General features: G+C 63.0%; 19 protein-coding genes and 1 tRNA gene. 3 read left to right on the forward strand and 17 right to left on the reverse strand.

Annotated elements, in window-relative coordinates:
• Nucleotides 1–45 precede the first annotated feature (45 nt).
• Both AC0Z35_RS17160 and AC0Z35_RS17165 read left to right on the forward strand, forming a co-directional pair.
• Nucleotides 46–121 (forward strand) — tRNA-Gly (locus AC0Z35_RS17160).
• 258 nt (nt 122–379) lie between these two features.
• A complete protein-coding gene (locus AC0Z35_RS17165) occupies nt 380–1,090 on the forward strand; it encodes a hypothetical protein (protein ID WP_485132243.1) in 711 nt (236 codons plus the stop codon).
• A gap of 97 nt (nt 1,091–1,187) precedes the next feature.
• Here AC0Z35_RS17165 and AC0Z35_RS17170 read toward each other — a convergent pair whose 3' ends face one another.
• From AC0Z35_RS17170 to gspG, 17 genes are all read right to left on the reverse strand, one after another.
• Nucleotides 1,188–3,812, reverse strand: coding sequence for a S8 family peptidase (locus tag AC0Z35_RS17170; protein WP_485132242.1), 2,625 nt, complete (start codon nt 3,810–3,812; stop codon nt 1,188–1,190).
• A gap of 133 nt (nt 3,813–3,945) precedes the next feature.
• The gene (locus AC0Z35_RS17175; protein WP_485132241.1) at nt 3,946–5,466 is read right to left on the reverse strand and encodes a lytic polysaccharide monooxygenase; all 1,521 of its coding nucleotides are present in this window, start codon (nt 5,464–5,466) and stop codon (nt 3,946–3,948) included.
• A gap of 271 nt (nt 5,467–5,737) precedes the next feature.
• Nucleotides 5,738–7,282, reverse strand: a complete 1,545-nt coding sequence (locus tag AC0Z35_RS17180; protein ID WP_485132240.1) for a lytic polysaccharide monooxygenase — start codon at nt 7,280–7,282, stop codon at nt 5,738–5,740.
• Between the two features lie 239 nt (nt 7,283–7,521).
• Nucleotides 7,522–8,694, reverse strand: a complete 1,173-nt coding sequence (locus tag AC0Z35_RS17185; protein ID WP_319308988.1) for a sensor histidine kinase — start codon at nt 8,692–8,694, stop codon at nt 7,522–7,524.
• Between the two features lie 147 nt (nt 8,695–8,841).
• The gene (locus tag AC0Z35_RS17190) at nt 8,842–9,528 is read right to left on the reverse strand and encodes a response regulator transcription factor (RefSeq protein ID WP_046803427.1); all 687 of its coding nucleotides are present in this window, start codon (nt 9,526–9,528) and stop codon (nt 8,842–8,844) included.
• Between the two features lie 243 nt (nt 9,529–9,771).
• On the reverse strand, nt 9,772–10,200 hold the full coding sequence (locus AC0Z35_RS17195; RefSeq protein ID WP_240434128.1) for a type II secretion system protein: 429 nt from the start codon (nt 10,198–10,200) through the stop codon (nt 9,772–9,774).
• Between the two features lie 52 nt (nt 10,201–10,252).
• Nucleotides 10,253–10,642 (reverse strand): type II secretion system protein, encoded by a 390-nt coding sequence (locus tag AC0Z35_RS17200; protein ID WP_046803429.1) that lies wholly within the window; start codon nt 10,640–10,642, stop codon nt 10,253–10,255.
• The gene (locus AC0Z35_RS17205) at nt 10,617–11,093 is read right to left on the reverse strand and encodes a type II secretion system protein (RefSeq protein WP_485132239.1); all 477 of its coding nucleotides are present in this window, start codon (nt 11,091–11,093) and stop codon (nt 10,617–10,619) included. The genes AC0Z35_RS17200 and AC0Z35_RS17205 overlap by 26 nt, the downstream gene beginning before the upstream one ends.
• 9 nt (nt 11,094–11,102) lie before the next feature.
• Nucleotides 11,103–12,935 carry a type II secretion system protein GspD gene (locus tag AC0Z35_RS17210; RefSeq protein ID WP_189371487.1) on the reverse strand — a complete coding sequence of 611 codons (1,833 nt, stop codon included), beginning with the start codon at nt 12,933–12,935 and terminating at the stop codon, nt 11,103–11,105.
• A 50-nt stretch (nt 12,936–12,985) separates the two neighbouring features.
• Nucleotides 12,986–13,438 carry a hypothetical protein gene (locus AC0Z35_RS17215; protein WP_485132238.1) on the reverse strand — a complete coding sequence of 151 codons (453 nt, stop codon included), beginning with the start codon at nt 13,436–13,438 and terminating at the stop codon, nt 12,986–12,988.
• A gap of 11 nt (nt 13,439–13,449) precedes the next feature.
• On the reverse strand, nt 13,450–14,022 hold the full coding sequence (locus AC0Z35_RS17220) for a hypothetical protein (protein WP_046803432.1): 573 nt from the start codon (nt 14,020–14,022) through the stop codon (nt 13,450–13,452).
• Complete coding sequence (locus AC0Z35_RS17225; protein WP_485132237.1) at nt 14,019–14,546, reverse strand: hypothetical protein; 528 nt, start codon at nt 14,544–14,546, stop codon at nt 14,019–14,021. Before AC0Z35_RS17225 ends, AC0Z35_RS17220 begins: the two co-directional genes overlap by 4 nt.
• Complete coding sequence (locus AC0Z35_RS17230) at nt 14,534–15,289, reverse strand: hypothetical protein (protein ID WP_485132236.1); 756 nt, start codon at nt 15,287–15,289, stop codon at nt 14,534–14,536. The genes AC0Z35_RS17225 and AC0Z35_RS17230 overlap by 13 nt, the downstream gene beginning before the upstream one ends.
• Complete coding sequence (locus AC0Z35_RS17235) at nt 15,270–16,868, reverse strand: GspE/PulE family protein (protein WP_485132235.1); 1,599 nt, start codon at nt 16,866–16,868, stop codon at nt 15,270–15,272. Before AC0Z35_RS17235 ends, AC0Z35_RS17230 begins: the two co-directional genes overlap by 20 nt.
• Before the next feature lie 41 nt (nt 16,869–16,909).
• Nucleotides 16,910–18,103, reverse strand: coding sequence for a type II secretion system F family protein (locus tag AC0Z35_RS17240; RefSeq protein WP_046803435.1), 1,194 nt, complete (start codon nt 18,101–18,103; stop codon nt 16,910–16,912).
• A 1-nt stretch (nt 18,104) separates the two neighbouring features.
• The gene (locus AC0Z35_RS17245; RefSeq protein WP_046803436.1) at nt 18,105–18,551 is read right to left on the reverse strand and encodes a lytic transglycosylase domain-containing protein; all 447 of its coding nucleotides are present in this window, start codon (nt 18,549–18,551) and stop codon (nt 18,105–18,107) included.
• A 25-nt stretch (nt 18,552–18,576) separates the two neighbouring features.
• A complete protein-coding gene (gspG, locus tag AC0Z35_RS17250) occupies nt 18,577–19,005 on the reverse strand; it encodes a type II secretion system major pseudopilin GspG (RefSeq protein WP_046803437.1) in 429 nt (142 codons plus the stop codon).
• A gap of 344 nt (nt 19,006–19,349) precedes the next feature.
• Here gspG and AC0Z35_RS17255 point away from each other — a divergent pair, with 344 nt between their 5' ends.
• Nucleotides 19,350–20,003, forward strand: a complete 654-nt coding sequence (locus AC0Z35_RS17255) for a cytochrome b (protein WP_485132234.1) — start codon at nt 19,350–19,352, stop codon at nt 20,001–20,003.
• Nucleotides 20,004–20,101 lie beyond the last annotated feature (98 nt).

Below are 20,101 nucleotides of genomic sequence, written 5' to 3' on the forward strand. Positions count from 1 at the left end.
GAGTGCATAAGAAAACGGTTCTGAGCAGTTCATGACGGAACCCATGCGGGAGTAGCTCAGTTGGTAGAGCGCAACCTTGCCAAGGTTGAGGTCGCGAGTTCGAGACTCGTCTCCCGCTCCAAATTCAGATGTGCAGCGGTCAAGCAACCCCGTGTTCTTGATCTCTGCAGTCACCTAAGAAGGGCCCGACACTTGTTGTCCGGCCCTTTTTTCATTTCCGCCGCCATTAGCTGTGCCCGCCATTAGCTGCCTCCGCCAAAACCAGACCCCTGCAATTACCAGACTCCTCTGATTGCTTCTTGCGGATCCGGATGCTTTGCTCTTGGGTTGCATCGCGGACGCCGCGTCGCCGCGTTCGCCGCGCTCCGGAGGCTTGGCCATGACATTGACCCGCGCGGTGTTGCTGCACCGCTTGAAAACCGCCTGCTACACCATCAGCTCCATCGTGCTGATCAGCTGGGTAACCGATGCGCTCAATGAAGGGCTGATGTTCAAGCCTTTGCTGCGCTACTTCTACCCCACCACCGTTGAAAAGTATCAGCATCCGTTCACGGATCACCCCAGCCTGCTGATCTGGCTGGTTCCGTTGCTGGCGGGTTTATCCTTGACGATCGCCTCGTCGGCGATGGCGGTGCACCACCTGAAGCGGCGGCCTCGGTATCGGCTAAGCGCCGCACCCGCCCCACCCTCACAATTGATCGGGCTGGCATCGGGCGGCCGCGCGCTGTCTTCTTTCTGCGCCGCTCGCGGTTCCTTCCAGCCACGCACATTCCATGCCCTGTATCGGCACGCCGACGAGCTGGCCGCGCTTGAAGCGCCATGCGCCGCCGCCGGGGTGCACCTGCAAGGCCATCCGTTGCCAGACGTGCAAGACATGCAGCAGCATCACGCCCACCTGCACCATCTACTGGCCGGCATCCGCCGCGCAGCCGGCCCCGACGCGGCCATCGGCTTTGACCTGAGCGGGCTGCCGGCCGAGCTGGCCAGCATCGCCACGCTGGCGGGTCCGCAGCACGACATCCTGCTGTGCCAGGTCGACAAGCAGGGGCAAGCACGCACCTATCGCGTGGTGGCGGACATGCAGGCCTGAAGCCCATGAGAGCGGCTCGCCAAAAAAAAGCCCCCACCGGAAAACCGGCGGGGGCAGCGCATCACGCAACCATCGCGCGACGCTTATCGCTTAATGCTTAACGCTGCATCCACGCATCGCGCCAATGCGAACCCGTGCCGGGCGCATAGTGCGACGGCGACTGGCTGCACCAGCCGCTGTACGGGAAGATCTTGCATTCAAACGTCTTACCCACGTTCACGACCTTGTCACCCGCCTTATAGATGGTGCCCGCCTTGTACTGCGGGTGCCCACCCACGGCTGCCTGCGCCTGCACCGTCACGGTGTGGCTGGCCTGGACTTCGCCGCGCGAGTTGCTCACCGTCAGCGTAAAGCGGTAAGGCGTGTCCTTCGTGCTGGTCGGCGCGACAAAGCTGATGTCCGCCTGGTCCAACGCACCGGCGAAAATACCCGCGGGCACGGTCCAGCGGTAGCGCAGGTCCGTTCCGGTGGATGCCTTGCCGGACAAGACGACGCGCTCGCCGCCCTTGACCGTGGCGGGGCCGCTCAACTTGGCTTGCGGCGCAATGACTTCAGGCACCACGACCTTGGCCTTGGCTTTCACCACGTGAGTGGCGGTTGCGGTACGACCGCGCTCGTCCGTCACGGCCAGCTTGAACGTCAGGTTGCGATCCTGCGCCAGCGGGGGACCATAAAACGTAACGGTTGCGCCGTTGGCCTGTAGCCCGATCTCGTCCAGGCTCGTCCACACGTACTTCAGGCCTTGGCCCGTGGAACCGCTGGCCGACAAGGTGGCCGGCTGCAACGCCGCGACTTCAGCGGGACCGCTGATGCGAGCAACGGGCAGCGGAATCGGCGTGGGCTCCAGGTCGCAGGACTCGGGCATCTTCCACGGCTTGCCGTACTGCGCCGAGTTCTTGTCCGGCGCGGCGTCCACGTTCCAGTAGTTCTGGTGGTAGACCTTGCCGTTGTACGACACCGCTTCGTTCGGCACGTTGTACACCTTGCGGGCATCCCACGCGGGCGCGTTGGCGCACACGCCCGCCGCCTTCGCCTTGACCAGCACACCATGGTGCGTGGACGCGCTGCGCCCTTGCGAGTCGGTCACTTTCAGCGTGATGCGGTAGGCGACGTCCTTTGCGTTTTCCGGTGCAACAAAGCTGCCCTTGACGCCCTGCTCAATGAACGTCAGCGTGGGCTGGCTGCTCCATGCATAGTTCAAACCCTTGCCAGTCGAATCCGCGGCCGACAACACCACCTTGTCGCCCGCATTCGCTTGCGACGAGCCGACGACATGCGCTTGAGGCGCCTGCCCGCCGACGCTGTCGCCGCCCAGCAGTTCGGCCGCACGCACCAGATCGGGTTGCACACCGATCGGACGAGCCGGATTGACGATGGGCACGGGGTTGCCGCTGTCCACCAGGATCTGCCGCATGACCTTGGGCGGGATATTGCCCAGGCCGCGCTCGCGCGCCAGGCTTTGCAGCCACGCCACGCTACCCGCAATGATGGGGTTGGCGGACGACGTGCCGCTGTACGCCGTGGTGTACAGGTTGTGCTGACCTTCCTTCCAGTCGGTGGTCGTGACGCGCCCACCCCAAGAGAACATATCGACGCGGCTGCCCGTTTCCGAGAACCACGCGACCTGGCCCTGCACCGGGTCGGCCGCGCCGACGTAGATGGCGCCCGAATCGCGCTTGGTACGGTCATAGCGTCCACGGAACCACGGGTCGTCCAGGTTGGCCGCGCCGTTGGCCGCCGCCAGCACCACGTGCACGCCCTTTTCCTTGGTCAGATACGAAATGGCGTCATAGACCACATCCACGTGTTCCACGGGCAACCAGCATGCCGTGGTCGGGCCGCAGCCGTTGCTGAACTTGTAGTGCACGCCGATCTGCACCACGTCGCCGGCCTGCAGCACGTTGCGCAGATCGACCATGCCGCTGGGGCTGTACTTGGTATAGCCGGCCTGCGCTTGCGGCACGATGCCCGTCACGCCATAGCCGTTGTCCTGCCCGAACATGATGCCGGCCGACATCGTGTCGTGCGAATCGGGCTTTTCCACATACTGCCCGTGATGCAGGAAAGGCTTGGGCAGATCAACGTGGTCGAAATCCCAATGGTTGATCTCGTTCGAAATCAGACGCACATTCGCGCCATAGTGCCCGGTCAAGCGCTGCGCCTCGAAGGCGTTGACGCCGCCCAACGGCCAATAGCCGGGCTTGGGCGACTGCATATAGTTCTGGCACGTCGGCGCCATTGCGCCGTCGCACTTGGTGTAGTCCGGCGTGCCGGGCGCCGCGCGCGTGATCGCCATGGCGGGATCGGCTTGCAGGCCGTCACCAATCGACATCGGCACGGGCTCGATCTGCGCGCTTTCCACCAACGGGTTTTCAAGCAGCTGCTTGACCAGCAATTCCGCGTCGCGGCCGCGCATCATCTCGGCCGAAATCTTGTAGTAGCGCGTAAGGTTATGGCGTTCCAGTGCCGCGATATCCTCGTAGTTGCGCATCATCGGCGACATCGGGATCAGCGGCTCCATGCCGGGCGTCAGGCGCGTCAGCGCATCCATGGCGCCGGCCACTTCGGGCGTGGGCGCCGTGCGCTGGGCCGGGTTGGGAGCTTCGGCCTTCAGCCGAACGTAAATGGGCCGGGGTTCGTCGGCTGACGCCGCATGCCCCGGAGCGGAAAACGCCGTGCCTAGTGCCAGCACGAGCATCGAAAACGGTATTTTGTTTTTCATGGCTATTCAGTGATTCGCCTTGACGGCGAATCCAACAACGCAAAAAGAAAGCCCACCTCCCATCGCTGAGAGGGGGCTGGCGTCCAACGCGGGCCAAGGCGTGTTGACCTCGGCCCGCCTTGACAACGACGGCTTACTTCACCAGATCCCAGGCCTGGGTCCAGTAGCCGCCCTTACCGGGCTCGTAATGGAACGGCGACTGGCCGCACCAGTTCGTGTAGGGCCACGGCTTGCACTCGTAGACCTTGCCCAGGTTCGTCACGCGCTCAAGCGCCTTGTAGGCAGTGCCGGCCTTGTAGGCGGGCGGCGTATCGCCGGTGCCACCATTGCCACCGTTACCGCCGGTGCCGCCATTACCGCCATTACCACCATTACCGCCTTCGTCAACGATGACTTCCGGCTTGCCCTTGACCGTCACAACGTGGGTCGCATCCGATGCGCCCTTGTCGTTACGCGTGTTCAGCGTGAACGAGTACTGCTGGTCCTTCGTTTGCGTCGGCGCCACGAAGCTCAGCGTGGGCTGGTCCTTCACCGCGACGGTGATGCCGGCCGGCACGGTCCACGAGAACTTCAGGTCGGTACCGGTCGAGGCCGAGCCCGACAGCTGCACCTTCTGACCCGCTTGCACATTCACCGGGCCGGTGATGCTGGACAGCGGCGGGATCACCACGGGGTCCGGCTTGATCTCGGCCGCTTCCTTGGTCACCACAAAGTGGTACTTGCTGCCGTCCATCGAATAGACGTGCGACTTGTCCACACCCACGATCGGCGTCACGGTCTTGCCGTCAGCGCCCAACTGGCCGATGCGCACGCGCTTGGACGTGCCGTTGACGGCATTGCCCAGCACTTGCGTCCAACGCTCGCCCTGCACGGCGTTCTCGTCCAGCGGCACGCGCAGCTGTTCCAGGTATTCGCCGTTGCGCTTGGGGTCAGCCAAACGCCACACCAGCGAATCGCCCACCTTGGTTTCACCGATGGAGTACAGCGCGCCGATATCCGACGGCTTGATGACGTTGGACACGCCCTCGATGTTCACGTCGCCGCAAGCGCGATAGGACTCGCCCGAGGTCACGCCGTCGCCCACGTGGTTGGTGTTCCAGACGCTCATGATCAGATGGCGGCCGGTCTTGCCGGCGGGCAGCGTGCAGCTGTATTCCTGCTCACGACCTTCGCCCGCCGCGGCCGGCGTGAAGTCGCGCTGTTCGCAGAACTTTTCAAAGTCGGAGAATTGCAGCGGCTTGGTCGAGTCATACGGCATCTTCGTGATGAAGAATTGCAGCGACTTGGTGCGGTGGGCCACGGTGTGGTTCCACTTCAGCGTGACGTTGCCATTGGCATCCGGCTTGAGCGTGGTGATGGGCCATTGGGCCAGCGCGTTCAGGCCGCGATGGGACGGCTTGGTGCCACCGTCGCACAGGCGGTCGCCCGGCGTGGTGGCAACGGTTTTTTCGCCGCCCGGCTTCTGCCAGACTTCACGCCAGTCGTACACGCTGCCGCCCTGCGCCTTGAATGCGGTGCAACCTTCGCTCTGACTGCCCGCGTGGCAATGCAGGATGCGCGCCTTCGGATGCGACATGGTGCCGTGAGCCAAAACCGAACCGGATACGGCCGCCAGTACCAGGCCGCCCACCAGAGTTAATTTGAATTTCGCCATTTTTTTATAAACACTTCAGAGTGAGGTTGAATAAATCACCTTCCATGCAGCACGCAGGACAAGGTGAATTCATTCTCGGCCGGAAGCCCTTTGATAATCAAAGTTGATAAACGATTCCTTAAAGCAATTTCCCCACACTCATTAAAAAAATAACCTGCGGCAAAAAAAATCCCCCGCGCTTTCGCACGAGGGACCAGGAACTTCATTTTTCCGCGTTATTCACTGCGGATTTTCAAGCAGTTTCAGCTCAGACTGAGAACAGTGAAGGGAATTACTTCACCAGGTCCCAAGCTTGCTGCCAAGCCAGGCCCTTGCCGGGAGCGTAGTGCAACGGCGAAGCGCTGCACCATGCGGTCACGGGCCAGATCTTGCACTCGTAGACCTTGCCGCCGTTGGTGACCTTGTCGCCAGCTGCGTACGTGGTGCCTTCCTTGTAGGCCGGGTACTGGCCGGTCTGGCCGCCGTTGCCGCCATCGGTACCACCGTTGCCGCCTTCGTTACCGCCGGTGTTGCCACCGTCAGTGCCGCCGCCGGTTTGGGCTTGCTTCTTGACCAGGACCGAATGCGTCTTGCTCGACGAACCCTTTTCGTTCGTGACCTTGACGGTGAACGAGTAGGACTTGTCTTGCGTCAGCGTCGGAGCCGTGAAGCTCAGGTCAGCCTGGTTCAGCGCCGAAGCGGTGATGCCAGCCGGAGCCGTCCACTGGAACTTCAAGGTGCCACCACCGTTGTTCGAACCCTTGGCCGACAGCGAAACGCGCTCGCCAGCATTGGCCGTTGCCGGGCCAGTCAGTTGAGCCGTAGGCGCATTGATGACGACGGGCGGCGGATCCACCGGCTCGGCAGCCTTCTGGTCAATCGCGAAGCCAACCTTCTTGTTCAGGCCATAGACCTGGTTTTCGGTGTCGCTTTGCTGCGGCAAGACTTGGCCATTGGACTGCATCTTGCCGACCTTGATGACGGACGACTTGTTGTTGACTTCCTTGGCCAGGGCGTACATCCACTGGGCGGCCTTTTCTTCACCGGCCTTGACGATGATCGAATGGCTTTCCAGATCGCCGGCACGGCTCAGATCGAACACGCGCAGGGTCATCTTCGAGCCGACGTTGACTTGGCCGCCTTGCAGCGCGCCGCTGGCTTGCCATTGCACGTTGGCAGGCATCACTTCCACGTTCGAGCAAGAGTAGAAACCTTCCTTGGCGTCGCTCGGGTCACGTTGCCACACGCTGTAAATCACGCGCTTGCCAGTAAAGTGGGCGGGAATCTTGACATCCAGGGGCGTAACGGCGTTCACGACTTCCGGGCGCGGCAGAAAGCCGGTATCGCCGATCAGTTCCAGATCTTCCCAGCGCAGGCCGCGCTTGGGGTCGTAGCTGTCTTTGCTGATGTAGGTCTTGAAGTACGTGGTGATGTGCGGTGCCGTTTGCAGGTACTTGAACTGCGCATTGCCGTTGGCGTCAGGCGTAACTACCGTGGTGGGCCACTGGTGATCGCCATCCAGCGCCTTCCAACTGTCCTTTCCGCCCGCGCACAGCAGGCCATCAGGGATAAGATCCTTGTGGTTGTTGAACACGCCGCCGATCAAGTTGGACTGCCAGTTTCCAATAAGGTCGTTCGCTTTGCCGCAACCGGAGAACTTGGGATTATTCCAAGGAGTATCAAACTTGTGGCAAGCATATTCCCGGCTCGGGGGATCGATCATGGAACCGTGAGCCGAAGCGGTCGTCGGCGCCATGGCCATGAGCACAGCCTGCGTCAGCGCCGCGACCGGCAAGCCAAGCTTGGCGGCTGCACCGCGCAATGTGGTTTTAGTCATCAAATATCCTATGTTTAGTGGATTGTTTTTCGCATTCTCATGAACCGGAAATCACACGGATCTCGTGAAAGCGAAGCCATTATTCCCGGCGCTGGAAAACGGCAAAACCTTTCTCAATACACTATTAAAAGCAGGTGTTGCATCCTTGCCGCATCGCATTGATGACGCGGTAAAACGCGATAAATCACGCAATACATAACGTCCAGACGGCCGAAAAAAAGCGCCACGAGGGCGCTTGTTCATGAGGCGGGATTAAGGCCCGTTCGATAACCGGACCGCGCTTCCTGGCGATTGCCTTCCGCGCACGGAATCGGCGTCAATGGAAATGTGAGTGAAAACTCGCTTCCCTTCCCAGGACGCGAACTGACCGACAATTTTCCGCCGTGCGCATCCACCACCGTGGCCACCAGCGCCAAGCCCATGCCCACGCCGTCACGGCTGCCGGGCTGCACCTGAAAAAACGCCTCGCACAGCTGCGGCATGACCGAATCCGCAATGCCGATACCCTCGTCGATCACACTGATGCGGGCCATATCGCCCTGGCGCTTCAGGCACAACGTGATGCGTGTGGACGGGTTGGAATACTTGATCGCGTTGTCCAGCAGGTTGATGACGGCGCGTTGCAGCATGCAGTAGTCGCCCGACACCCACAGCTTTTCCCCGCATTCGCGGATATGCACGTCGATGCCCTTGCGCTCGGCCAGCAACAGGGTTTGGTCGGCGGCTTCCTGGCCCACGTCGAGCATCGAAACGGGCAGGAAATTCGCCTTATCCAGGCGCTCCGCGCGGGAAAGATGCATGAAGTCCTGCGCCACGGTCAAGCTGTACTGCGCCAGGTCACGCACGGACTGCGCAAAGGCTTCCTGCTTGGGGCAATCGCTTTCGGCGCTTTGCTTTTCCACCATCACCAGGATCGTCGACAGCGGACTGCGCAGGTCATGCATCATTTGCAGCATCACTTCGTTGTCGCGAGCGCAGTTCGGCTTGGCGTGGGTTACGGCAGGCGCATCTACCGGCGCGGCCGTGCGTGCCAAGACACGTTCACGGCGCGCGCCCCGCGTGGCCATGCGCCAGCGGACTACGCTGATGTACGCCAACGCCACGCCCACCACGGGCGCCACCATCGGCGTCCAGCGGCGTGCCGTGATCACGACAAAAGCGGCCAGCAGCCAAAACCCGATCAGCCAACCCAATGCCCGCAAGCGCATTTTCGATTGGCCCGCGATCACGCTGAACAACGCCAGGCCCGCCAGAATGCCGAAGTCCGCCAGCACGCCGGGCGCGGCCGCTGTCAGGGGCTGCCCATCGCTGGGCATGGCAAAGCACAGCAGGATGATGCCCAGGTTGCAGAACAGCAGCGCATCGTTTTTTCTGGCGCCCAGGCGCGTATAAGGCCAAATCAGGAATTTCATCGTCACGCTCGAAAGGTGGGTCGCGATGCGGCAAGCATGCGGTCGGACCGGCAGCGCACGTCAGGCGTGGACTGCGATTGGAAGGGGGGAAGTTGCGTGTACTGCCGAAGCAGCGCGGCGCACTGGCCGGGGCGAATGCCTGCCGGCTTAATACATGCGTTCGAGGCGGTAGCCGTAGTTGTACACGGTAGCGATCACATAGCCATTGCGCGAGCGCAGGCCCAATGACGAACGCAGGTTGCTGACATAGGTTGCCAGGCTGGCGTCGTACTTGCGGTCAACGGTGCCCCAGATGTGCTGGCACAACGCGTCTTTGGTGATGATGCGGCCGGGGCTGCGGAACAGCATCGTGGCCAAGTCGAATTCTCGCGTGGGCAAACTGACGGGGCGCCCATCCACGGTCAACGTCTTGGCTTCCAGGTTGAACGCAAAATGGCCCACCTGGAACTGCGACGCGGTGGCTTCGCCGCGCTGGGATTTGCGCAGCTGTGCGCCCATGCGGGCCAGCAACTCACGCTCGCGCACCGGCTTTTGCAGGTAGTCGTCGGCGCCCATGTTCAGCGCCTGCACGATGCTTTCCTCGTCATCGCGCTGCGTCAGCATCAGGATGGGCATGTTGGGCGCCAGGTTGCATCGCGCCCACTTCAGTACCGCAAGACCCGATGCGCCAGGCACTTCCCAGTCAAGCAGAACGACGTCCACGCGCTGTTGTTGCAGCAGCGCGATGAAGCCGTCGCCATCGCGACGCGAGAAGGCCTGGTGGCCGTGGCTTTGCAGCAGTTTGGTGACCCACTCGACCTGAGTGGGCGAATCTTCAAGAATGGCGACGATCATTGAGTCAACTCTTATGTAAGCGCAATTCCCGAAGATTTTTATTATTACGGCAATCACAATTGATACCCCGACAGAATGATTTCATGCAGGGATAGTCACAACAATAAGAAATTTCTCAAAGCCAAAGTGGGAAAGCCAAATGTCAAGATATGACAACCAGGGCCGAATATGCGGATATTTTCTCGGGCTCTCCAACGGAGAGACCGCGGATTATCAAGAAAATTCCTGGACGTATTTATCTTTTTAATGCGTGATGTGTTGATTAACGCCCATAAATACAAACTTCCAGTCCTGATAACTGGATTTTCCTGACATATCGCCCAACTCGGCATCAAAACCATCCTGCTTGATGGGCTTTTTTTCCGACAGGCTATATACCCCCATGATGCCGCCGTCAGGGGATTTGACGATGCCCCATTCCGTGCTGCCTGTTATCGGGTCAGCGTACAGCCGGCGCAGGTGCCTGCGCGTAAACGACACGCGGTCGTCCTTGAGCAAGGCCTCCATGGTTTTGGGATAGGCCGGCGCGGTGCCGGACAGGTAATAAGACGCCAGCGCTCGTTGATATTGCTGACCGACGAAAAGCAGCTCGGCCTCCTGGTCGCGCAGCTTTTGCATCGACCAGGGCTGCACCACCGCCGTCAGCCCGGTGGCCACCGCCATTACCAGCATCAGCACCGTCAGATAGCCGAAGCCCGCCTGACGGCGCGACAACGCACCGCGATCACCACCGCGCATAGTCCAACCCATCCAGCCCCCTGCCGGTCGCGCCGCTGATTACATCGTTCACGCCCGGCGCATCCCCGTTCTGCGGCAACCAGCTGTCGCGTTTACCCGTCACCGGGTCCATGGGAAGCTCGCGCAGGTATTTGTCGGCCACAAGCACATCCAGCGAATCGGGATTGTTGCCATGGTCGGCGCGGTAATCGTCGATAGCGTGACGGATCGATTGCAGGTTGTGACGCAACACCGTTTCGCGCGCACGGTCGTTGCTTTTGAAAAACGACGGCGCCACCAGCGACATCAAGGCGCCGATGATAGCCATGACCGCCATCAGCTCAATCAGCGTAAAGCCGGCACAGCCGCGCCTACCATTCTTTGTACGGAACGCCATTGAGGCCCCTTCTTTGACTTTTTGAACGCACATCGAACACGTCGCGTCCCGATGAAAACGCATCGACCGAACTGTCATAGCTTCGGGTATCCCAGGTGTCGGCCGCCGAGCGGTTCTCACAGTTTTCACACATCGGGTCCTTGGGCAGGCGGCGCAGGAAATACAACATGCCGCCGTTGGGGTCCGTCTTGTTCTGCACGCCCTTGACCAGGGATTCCAGGTCCGGCGGATAACCGCTGCGGTCCAGCGGCTTATCCACCTTGCCCTCGCGGCTGGCCTGGTAATACGCGTCGATGGCGTTGCGCAGCGTGTGCAGGCTTTGCCGTAGCTCGCGCTCCTGTGCGCGTTGCTTGACCAGCGCCGAGAACGGCAGCGCAACGCTCACCAGCAGGGCCAGCAAGGTCATGGCCGCCATCATTTCAATCAGCGTGAAACCCGATTGCTTGCGCATGTCGCGTCCTCAGAACGGCGGCTTGGCCAGCACCGCGTCCAGCGCCGGGGCGTCGCCGCCCGTCGCCGCGGCTTCCGGGGCGGCGGGCGCCTGGGTGGTCATCGGCATGACGGTGACGCGCGACTCGGTGCCCGACGGGAAGTAGCTGTCGGCAGCCGACGGCAAGGCCATCGAACGTTCGATATGCGGCGTCAACAGCAACACGATTTCCGTGTTCTGGTCCGTCTTCTTCTGGCCGCCGAACAAGCTGCCCAGCCAGCCCATCACGCTCAGTCCGGGCACACCGCTGCTGCTGCGCGTCTGCTGTTGGTTGACCAGGCCGGCCAGCACCTGCGTTTCGCCATCACGCGCCGTCATCACGGTTTCCGCATTGCGCGTGCTCATCGGGTAGACGACGCCGCCGCCAGCCGTCTTGACCTCGCCCTTCAGGTTGCTGACTTCCATGCTGACGCGCACGCTGACTTCATTGCTCAGGCTGATACGGGGCTCTACTTGCAGGATCAGGCCCACGTCCTGATAGTTGACGGATTCCGTCACCACGCCATTGGCGTTGGTGGTGGTCACGACCGGCACCTTTTCACCGATCTTGATGCTGGCCTTTTCCATGTTGCGAACACGGATCTTGGGATTCGCCAGCACCTTGGTCTTGCCGCGCTTTTGCAGCAGGTTCAGCGCCGCCGACAGATCATTGCGGCTGGTCACCCCGATCTTGCCCTGGTTCAGGCCGAGCAGGTCGCCCACCGTGATGCGGCCGTTTTCGCCTTGGGGCAGCACGGAAAACCGCAGGTCGCTGGGGTAGTCCACGCCCACTTCAAGTTCGTCGCTGGCGTTCACCTCCAGCACCTGCACATCCATCGTCACTTCCGACTGCGCGATGTCCAGCGCCGCCACCACGCGTTCCACCACCGCCATCACTTCAGGCGTGTCGCGCACCAGCACGGCATTGGCGCGTTCGTCCAGGTGCACGTTCTTGGGCGCGCTGATCTGCCGCAACGCCGCCAGCACGTGCGTGGCATCGGCATGGTTCAGGTAGAACACGCGCACCATCAGCTCGCGATACTCCTTGTCCTTGTCCGGGCGCGACGGATAGATCAGCAGGGTGTGCGCATCCAGCACCTTCTTTTCCAACTGATTGGTGCGCAGCAACAGGTTGATCGCGTCTTCGGCGGTGGTCTGCCGGGCCATGATGCTGGCCGGCATGGTCGTCTGCACGTCCGGGTCCAGCACGAAGTCCACGCCGGCCGCCAACGAAATCGTGTCCAGGATCTGCACGATGGGTTGCGCCTTGAAGTTCAGCGTCACGGGCTTGCGCAGCGCGTCGGCCAGCCGGGGCTTGACCGATTGGCGGCCGACGTCGCGGCGTTGCAGTTGGGCGCGCAGCGCTTCGGCTGACGGAAAGCCAGGCTGCTCCTGCAAGATGCGATTGACCTTGTACAGGGCCTCGCGCGGGTGGTCGAATTGCAGCCTCACCGCTTCGGCCAGCTCGGCGTTCAGGTGCACACGTTGTTCCAGCTGCGTCTTGAGTTGCTGGGCGCGCATATTGCCAGGGTTGATCGTCAGCAGCTCCAGCACGTCCTGCAGCGCGGCCTCGTCATCGCCCGCGTCCATCTTGACGCGCACACGTTGTAGGATCTCGCGGGTCAACGTCACGCCATCGCGCGCCACGTCCTTGCCCGCTTCGATATCGTTGGGGTTCTTGTCCAGCTTCGCGCGGCCGGCGGCCAGGCGTTCAGCTGTGGTCGGCGCGTCGCCGCCCAGTGCGCGTTTCAGTGATTCCGGGGCCGCGCATCCGCCCAGCAACAGGGTGAAGAATGCGGCTATTACGACAGGTTTTGCAATCATGATGTCTTGCCATTCCCAAAAGAATTTTTTCGTTTCGATGAGCGCCATGCTCATTGCGCCAGCGGCGCCAGGTCCACATGCAGTTCCTTGCCCTGCGGGTCCAACAGCACGGCGCGTTTCGCTTCCAGCGCCTTCAGGCGGTACTGCGGCGTCACGTTGCCGCCCGGCCGCACCGCGCCGTCCATATCGCAGCGCTGGCAGATCAGATAGGTTTCCCCTTGATGCGCCAGCACCACGATGCGGCGCCCGGTGTCGGACCATTCACCGATGGCCGTAAAGGCCGGTGCCGCGGTCGCGCCGACGCCTTCGGGCGCGGTGGGCATGGTGTCGTCCAGGGCCGGCGTGTCGGTCGGCGCGGCGTTGGCCTGGGCGGCGGCGTCCTGGGCAGGTTCGCTGCCGCGATCCAGCAGCGACGCCCAGCTTTGCGAGGGGAACAGATCCACCTCTTGCGCGGTCTCGGCCCACGTGGCGGCCGGTGCCAGGGCGGTGATTACCGCGGTCATCCATCGCTTCATCACACCACCCCCAGCATGCTCAAGCGCATCTTTACGTTCACCAGCATGTTTTCCGGTTTCTGCCTGTCCAAGGACAAGGACTCCAGGCGCAACAGCGGCTCTTCGGTCAACTTGCGCAGACCCGCGCTCAGGTCCTGGTACGAACCCACCGCCGTCACATCCACCGACGTGCGGCGCAAGCGGCCCTGGATGGTGTCTTCGCCCTGATACTGGATGTCGACCAGCAGCAGGCCCGAACGCACCAACTGTTCCATCACGGCCAGCTTGCGCTGGTCGGGGTCCAGGCGCAGTTGCACGCGCAGTTCGTCCATGTCATTGCCGGGTGGCGCAACGTGGGGTTGGCAGGCATGCAGCTCGGCGTTCAGTTCCAGCGCCCGCATTTGCAGCGTGCCCTTTTCCGGCCACAACACCACGACGCAGTGCACGATCAAGACCAGCAAGGCGGCCAGGGCCAACAGCCCGCCGCGCCCGAAGCGTTCGGCCCAACATTGGGCATGCCAACGCAGGGGGGAACCGCCGTTGCCCTGGCGCAGCGCAGCCAGGCGGCGACGAATTTCAGCAAAGGACTTCATCGCAGCTCCACCCGCACGGTGGCCATCGTGGCCAGGTTGGGGTCACCCGACTTGATGCCATGGCGCATCACGGTTGCCCGGATGCCTTCCCCGGCGTTCACGCGCCCGGCAAAGGCGAATATCTCGGTCAGGTCCACCGCCATCAGTTCCAGTTGCACGGTCCTGCCGGCGCCTTCGATCTTCAGGTTCATGACGGCCACGCGGGGGCTCCAGGCCTGTTCGATGGCGCGCAGCAGCACGGGCCGCAACCGGTCCTCGGCACTTTGCGCGGACACCAGCGCGTCCACCTTCTTTTCTTCCGGCGACTGCGCAAGCGCCCGTCGCTGCTCGCGTTCCTGTTGCATGCGGCGTTCGACCAGCTGGCTTTCAAAGCGCGTGACCTCGACCCGCAGCGCCCACAGGTCCCATTGACGCCAGGCGCTCAAGAAGCCTACGCACAGCAACAGCAGCACGACAATGGCGGCAAACGGTTGCGTCGCCCCGCGCTTGGTGAAATCGAGCTTGTTCATCTTCAACCCGGGCATGTCCGTCCTCCCAACATGGCATGGGGAAAGCCCAGCCAGCGCGCGTCTTCGGGCAGCGCGACGTCCGGGGATACCAAGGTGGACGTCCACGCGCATTGCGGCATGACCGGGCGATCGCACAGCGCCTGCGCCGAGGCGACGGCGGATGCGTGGGATTGGCCCGGCGACAACTGCAAGGTGATCATGTCTTCCCACCCCTGCGCCGACGGCCACAGGCACGTCACCGCGCCGGCTTCCGCCAGGACCAGGCAGGCGCCGTCCGTCCGCACGGCGCGTTGAAAGCGATGCAAGGCCGACGACAGCAGATCGTGGCAGGCCGCCACCGTCCACTTCTGTTCGCGCAGCTGGGCTTCCAGGGCGTCCAGCATCACGGCGTCGGCCGCGACGGCCAGGCGGGCCTGCCCATGGCTGGCCGGCCCCAGGCGCACGCGGGTCGGTATCGCGATGCCGCGCTCGCGCAGCAGCGCCTGGGCATAGCCGCACCAGTGCGTATCGCCACCGGGCAAGCCCGGTTGCCACGGCAGCAGCACCGTGTGCACCCAGGGATAACCCAGCCAGACGCGCACGCGGTTGCGCCAGCGCGGGCGCACCGAGGGGCGGCTTGCCAGCAAGGCGGACACGGCTTCGGCGGGCTGGCCGTCATGGACGATCTTCAGCCGCTCGTGCACGGCCGTTGTCGTGGACAACAGGCTGACGTGTTCGGCATCGATCAGAACGGCGTGATCATTCCATAGCGACGGCACGGCAAACCTCCTGATAAGTGGTCAGACCATGGGCCACCGCTTCATGGGCGGCGTCGCGCATCGATTGATAGTCGGGGCATTGCGCCAGGGCTTCCTGGCGGCGCTCGGGCGAGCGGTCCAGCAGCGCGGTCTTCATGCGGCTATCCAGGCGCAGGACTTCAGCCAACGCGATGCGGCCCAGAAAGCCCGTGTGACGGCAGGCCTCACAGCCGGGGCCCGCGCGCGCTTCGCCCGCGGGCGCGCAATGCGGACACAGGCGCCGCACCAGACGCTGCGAGACCACGCCGTTCAGCGATTCGAGGAACGTGGCGGGTTCGACGTCCATATACAAAAAGCGGTCAATCACGCTGAACGCGTCGTTGGCGTGCACGGACGACAACACGCGGTGGCCGGTCAGCGCGGACTGCACGGCGATGACCGCGGTCTCGGCGTCGCGGATTTCACCGACCAGGATCGTGTCCGGATCGTGGCGCAGGATGGACCGCAGGCCGCGCGCGAAGGTCAGGCCCTTTTTCTCGTTCACCGGAATCTGCAAGATGCCGGCCATTTCGTATTCCACCGGATCTTCGATGGTGATCAGCTTTTCGTCGCCGCTGTTCAGCTCGGACAGTGCGCCATACAAGGTGGTGGACTTGCCGCTACCCGTGGGGCCGGTAATCAGCGTCAGCCCATAGGGCAGCTGCGCCAGCACACGAATGCGGCGGGCCGTTTCGGCCGGAAAGCCCAAGGTGTCCAGGCTCAGCTTGTCGCCCCGCTGCGATCGGTCCAACAGACGCAGCACGGCGTTCTCGCCGTGATTGCCCGGCATGATCGACACGCGGAAATCCACCTCGCGCCCTTGCAGCACCACTTTGAAGCGGCCATCCTGCGGCACGCGCTTTTCCGCGATGTCCAGGCTGGACAGCACCTTCAGGCGCGACATCACCTGGTTGGCGGTCACCTGCCCCGGCACCTGGCGGATGCGCAGCATCACGCCGTCGATGCGATAGCGGATCAACAGCCCTTCCTCGTCCGACTCCAGATGGATGTCGCTGGCACGGCTTTGCAAGCCGTCATACAGCGTCATGTTGACCAGGCGGATTACCGGGCTTTCGTCCTTGGCCAGCGAGGCCAGCGAAATCGATTCGACCGCCTTGGCCAACGAGTCGTCCGCCATGTCGACGGCAACGCCGTCCAGCACGCGTTCCGTGGCTTCGGCCTGCTTGAGCCACGCGTCCACCGCGCCGGTGGGGCACACGGCAAAGCGCAATGCGCGGCCGGACAGCATCGCCTGCAACTTCAGGCGCGCATCGCGAGAGAAGGGCGCGGCCATCGCCAGCAGCAATTCGCCATCAACCTGCAAGGGCGCCACGCGGCAGGCCATGGCGTCGGCCAGCGGCAGTACGTCAAAGCGCGGAGTGGCCTGGCGGCATTGCTGCGCGCTTAACGGCTCCATGCCCAGCGCTTGCGCCAGCACAGGCAGCAGTTGCGGGCGCCGCGCCAGTTCCTCGTCCAGGTAATCGGCCAGGGACAGGCTCAGTTCCGCGGCGCGCTCGCGCCACAACCACCATGCCTCGTCGGCGACGGGTTTGGTTTCCATTGCGACCTTCTCCTGACTGATTTCAACTTGGTTCATTGCGTTCATCCCAAACTCCCGGCCATCTCGAAGATGGGCATGTACAGCAAGATGACGATGGTGCCGACCAGCCCTCCAACCACCAGCATCAGCAGCGGCTCGAACACCTTTCCAAAGACTTCGATGGCGTGGTCCAGCGTGCCGTCATGAAATTGGGCGATGCGTTCGCACATGCCGCCCAGATCGCCGCTTTGTTCGCCTACGCGCAGCAGCCGTTCGGCCACTGCCGTGGTCAAGCCGTGGCGCGCCAGCGTCTCCGACACGCTGCGGCCGGCGCGCAGCTCCTGCAACGCCAGGTCCAGCCGTTCGCCGTAGGCGGGCGGCAGGATGCGTTCAGCCAGCTCGAATGCCTGCAATGCGGGCGTGCCGCCTTCGATCAACAGGCCAACGGTGCGATAAAAGCGCGCCAGCACGAACAGGTTGCCCACATCGCGCAGCTTGGGCAGGCGCCAGAACAGGTTCATCAACGCCGCCTTGACCCGCTGCGTGCGCAGCGCCAAGGCAGCAAAGAGCAGGCTGCCGCCTATGCCCGCGCCCAGCCATTGGCCGTCGGACTTGACCAGGCGCGCCCACCACAACATGGCCTCGGCCGTTGCCGGCAAGGTCCGCATGCTTTCAAACACGATGGCAAAGCGCGGCACCACGAAAAACAGCATGAACAGCAAGATGCCAAAGCCCACTGCGATCACGACCAGCGGATACACCAGCGCGCCCACCACCTTCTTGCGGATGTTCTCGATCCGCGTTTCGTAGTACTGGTAGCGCCGCAGCACCACCGGCAATTGGCCACTGCCTTCGGCGGATGCCACCGTGGCCACCAGCAGCGCCGGATACACCAGGGGTTGCGCCTGCATCGCCTTCGATAGCGGCTGGCCCTGGTACAACAAGCGCAACAGCTGGCTCAGCGACGATTGCAGCGCCTTGTTGCCCTTGCCTGCCTTGTCGCTTAACGCCTCCAGCGCTTCGATCAACGCCAGCCCGGCGTCCAGCAACGTGGACAGCTCTTGCAGCAACAGGCCCAGCGAAAATGTCTTCTTGCCGCGCGCCTTGATGCCGCGACGCACGGCCGAACGTTGAATGTCCAGAACCATGCCGTCGGCATCGCTCAACTGCGCGCGGGCCTCGCCTTCGCTGGAGGCGCGCACGGTGTGCACGCGCAACGTGCCCTGCTTGAGCAAGCGGATCCTGAACTCATTCATATCAACGCTCCGCGTGTTGGGACTGGCGATAACGGGCGTCGCGCGCCTGGGTCAGTTGCAGATAGTGTTGCCACACGCGATTCACGTAGCGCTTGCGCGCCGCTTCGCGGTTGGCGGCGCCGCCGGCGTTGTAGGCACCGACCGCGCGCCAGGTGTAGCCATAGCGCTTGATGAAGCCGGCCAGGATTTCGGCGCCGGCATCAATTGACAGACAGGGCTCGTCCAGCAAACGCTGGCGCGTGATGCCCCGCTTGGCCAGGGCCGGCAGATGGATGCTGTTGATCTGCATCAGGCCGACGTCCTGGGTACCGTTGGTGTTGTTGTTGATGGCGCGAGGGTTCAGTGACGACTCCACCTTCGCAATCGCAAACAGCAGCAAGGGGTCCACGCCGTGGCGGTCGCCCGATTCCTGCCAGCAGCTGGCGGCGGCGGCCGCCGAGAACGTCATCCCGACGAGCCCGGCCGCCACCCACTTAGAGGCCGTAGACCAGTTCACCGCTGCCTCCCGCCCGGCCTTCCTCGCCGAAAGAAACCACTTCTGCGTCCGAGCTGCGCCCGGGCACGTTCAGCACGTAGGGACGGCCCCACGCATCGGCCGGCACATCCTTGGCCAGGTACGGGCCGTGCCAGTTGGGTGCGCCCTGCGGGGCCTTGACCAGCGATTCCAAACCTTGCTCGGTGGTGGGATAGCTGCCCACGTCCAGGCGGTATTGGGTCAAGGCATCGCCCAGCGTCTTCATCTGCGCCTGCGTGGCGCGCACCTTGGCGCGGTCGACCTGGGAGAACAACTTGGGGCCGACGTATCCGGCCAGCAACGCAATGATCAGCAGCACGACCAGCAATTCCAGCAAGGTGAAACCTTGTTGCAGGCCAAGACGGCGTCGGAAGGTAAGAGTCTTCATGAGTCCACTTTTTCTGAATGAGCGATTACCGCGCGGCGGCAATCTGGAGTGAAGTGCGAGGGGGGGGCAGAGGCGGGCATCGTGAGCAACGATGCCGATCCGAGCGCCGGTGTGGCCGGGCGCATCAAAGGCGGAAAAATCTCTACGCAGGCCGGCATATTTCCATGCGGACGATGGGCCAACAACGTTTCTAAAGAGAGCCTAAAGGGGCCGGGCGGAGGGGCTTTTGGCCTTCAGGAAGTGTTGAGGAAGATGGCGCGGCAGGGGGTGGCGGCGCTTCAATCTCGCCTCTTGGCCAAGCCCCGCCGCACGCGGAGCCGGCCGGCACCGCTAGAAGGAAGACCATGCATCCCCCCCCCGCCGCCCTGGCCACACAGGCCTACTCCACCTCGCAAATCGCCTTGCATTGGCTCAGTGTCAGCCTGATGGGCATCCTGATTCTTGCCGGCGAATTACGCCACGTGCTGACCGCGCAGACGGGCGTGTCGATGCGCTCGGTAATGATCGTGCACATCGGCTGTGGCATGGCGCTGCTTGCCGTCACGATGGTGCGCACGGTCGTGCGTATCTCGCGCCGCCGCGCCGCCGGCGCCGACTTCAGCATGCAGGATGCCTGCGCCCACGCGGTGCACCTGTTCATCTATGCGTTCATTTTTGCGTCGTGCATGGTGGGCTGGGTCGTGGTCAACGCCAAGGGCCTGGCCGTGCCGGTCCCCTTTACCAACCTGGAGTTTCCGCGCTTGGTCGCCGCCGATCCGGCGCTGGTGGTTACCACGGTGTGGATGCACGACATGCTGACGTGGGGGCTGTACGGCCTGCTGGGGCTGCACATTGTGGCGGCGCTTGCCCACCACTTCATCGCCCGCGACGACACCTTGTCGCGCATGGCCTGGCGCCGCGCTCCGCGCAAGCAGGCCACGCCGGCGTCCTTCAAACCGGCGCGAGTGCGCACAGCGGCATCACGGTCCACGGCCGGCGTGCATTTTTCAAAAAATTAGGTATACTTCCGCCTCGCTTGCCAGAAAACGACATCAAGACGCGGATGGCAATGCATGGCGATAGCGGTAAAACGCAGCAGTGAAGCGGTAGCGATAAA

The organism is Achromobacter sp. 1L-A-4-B-C2, from assembly GCF_057291955.1.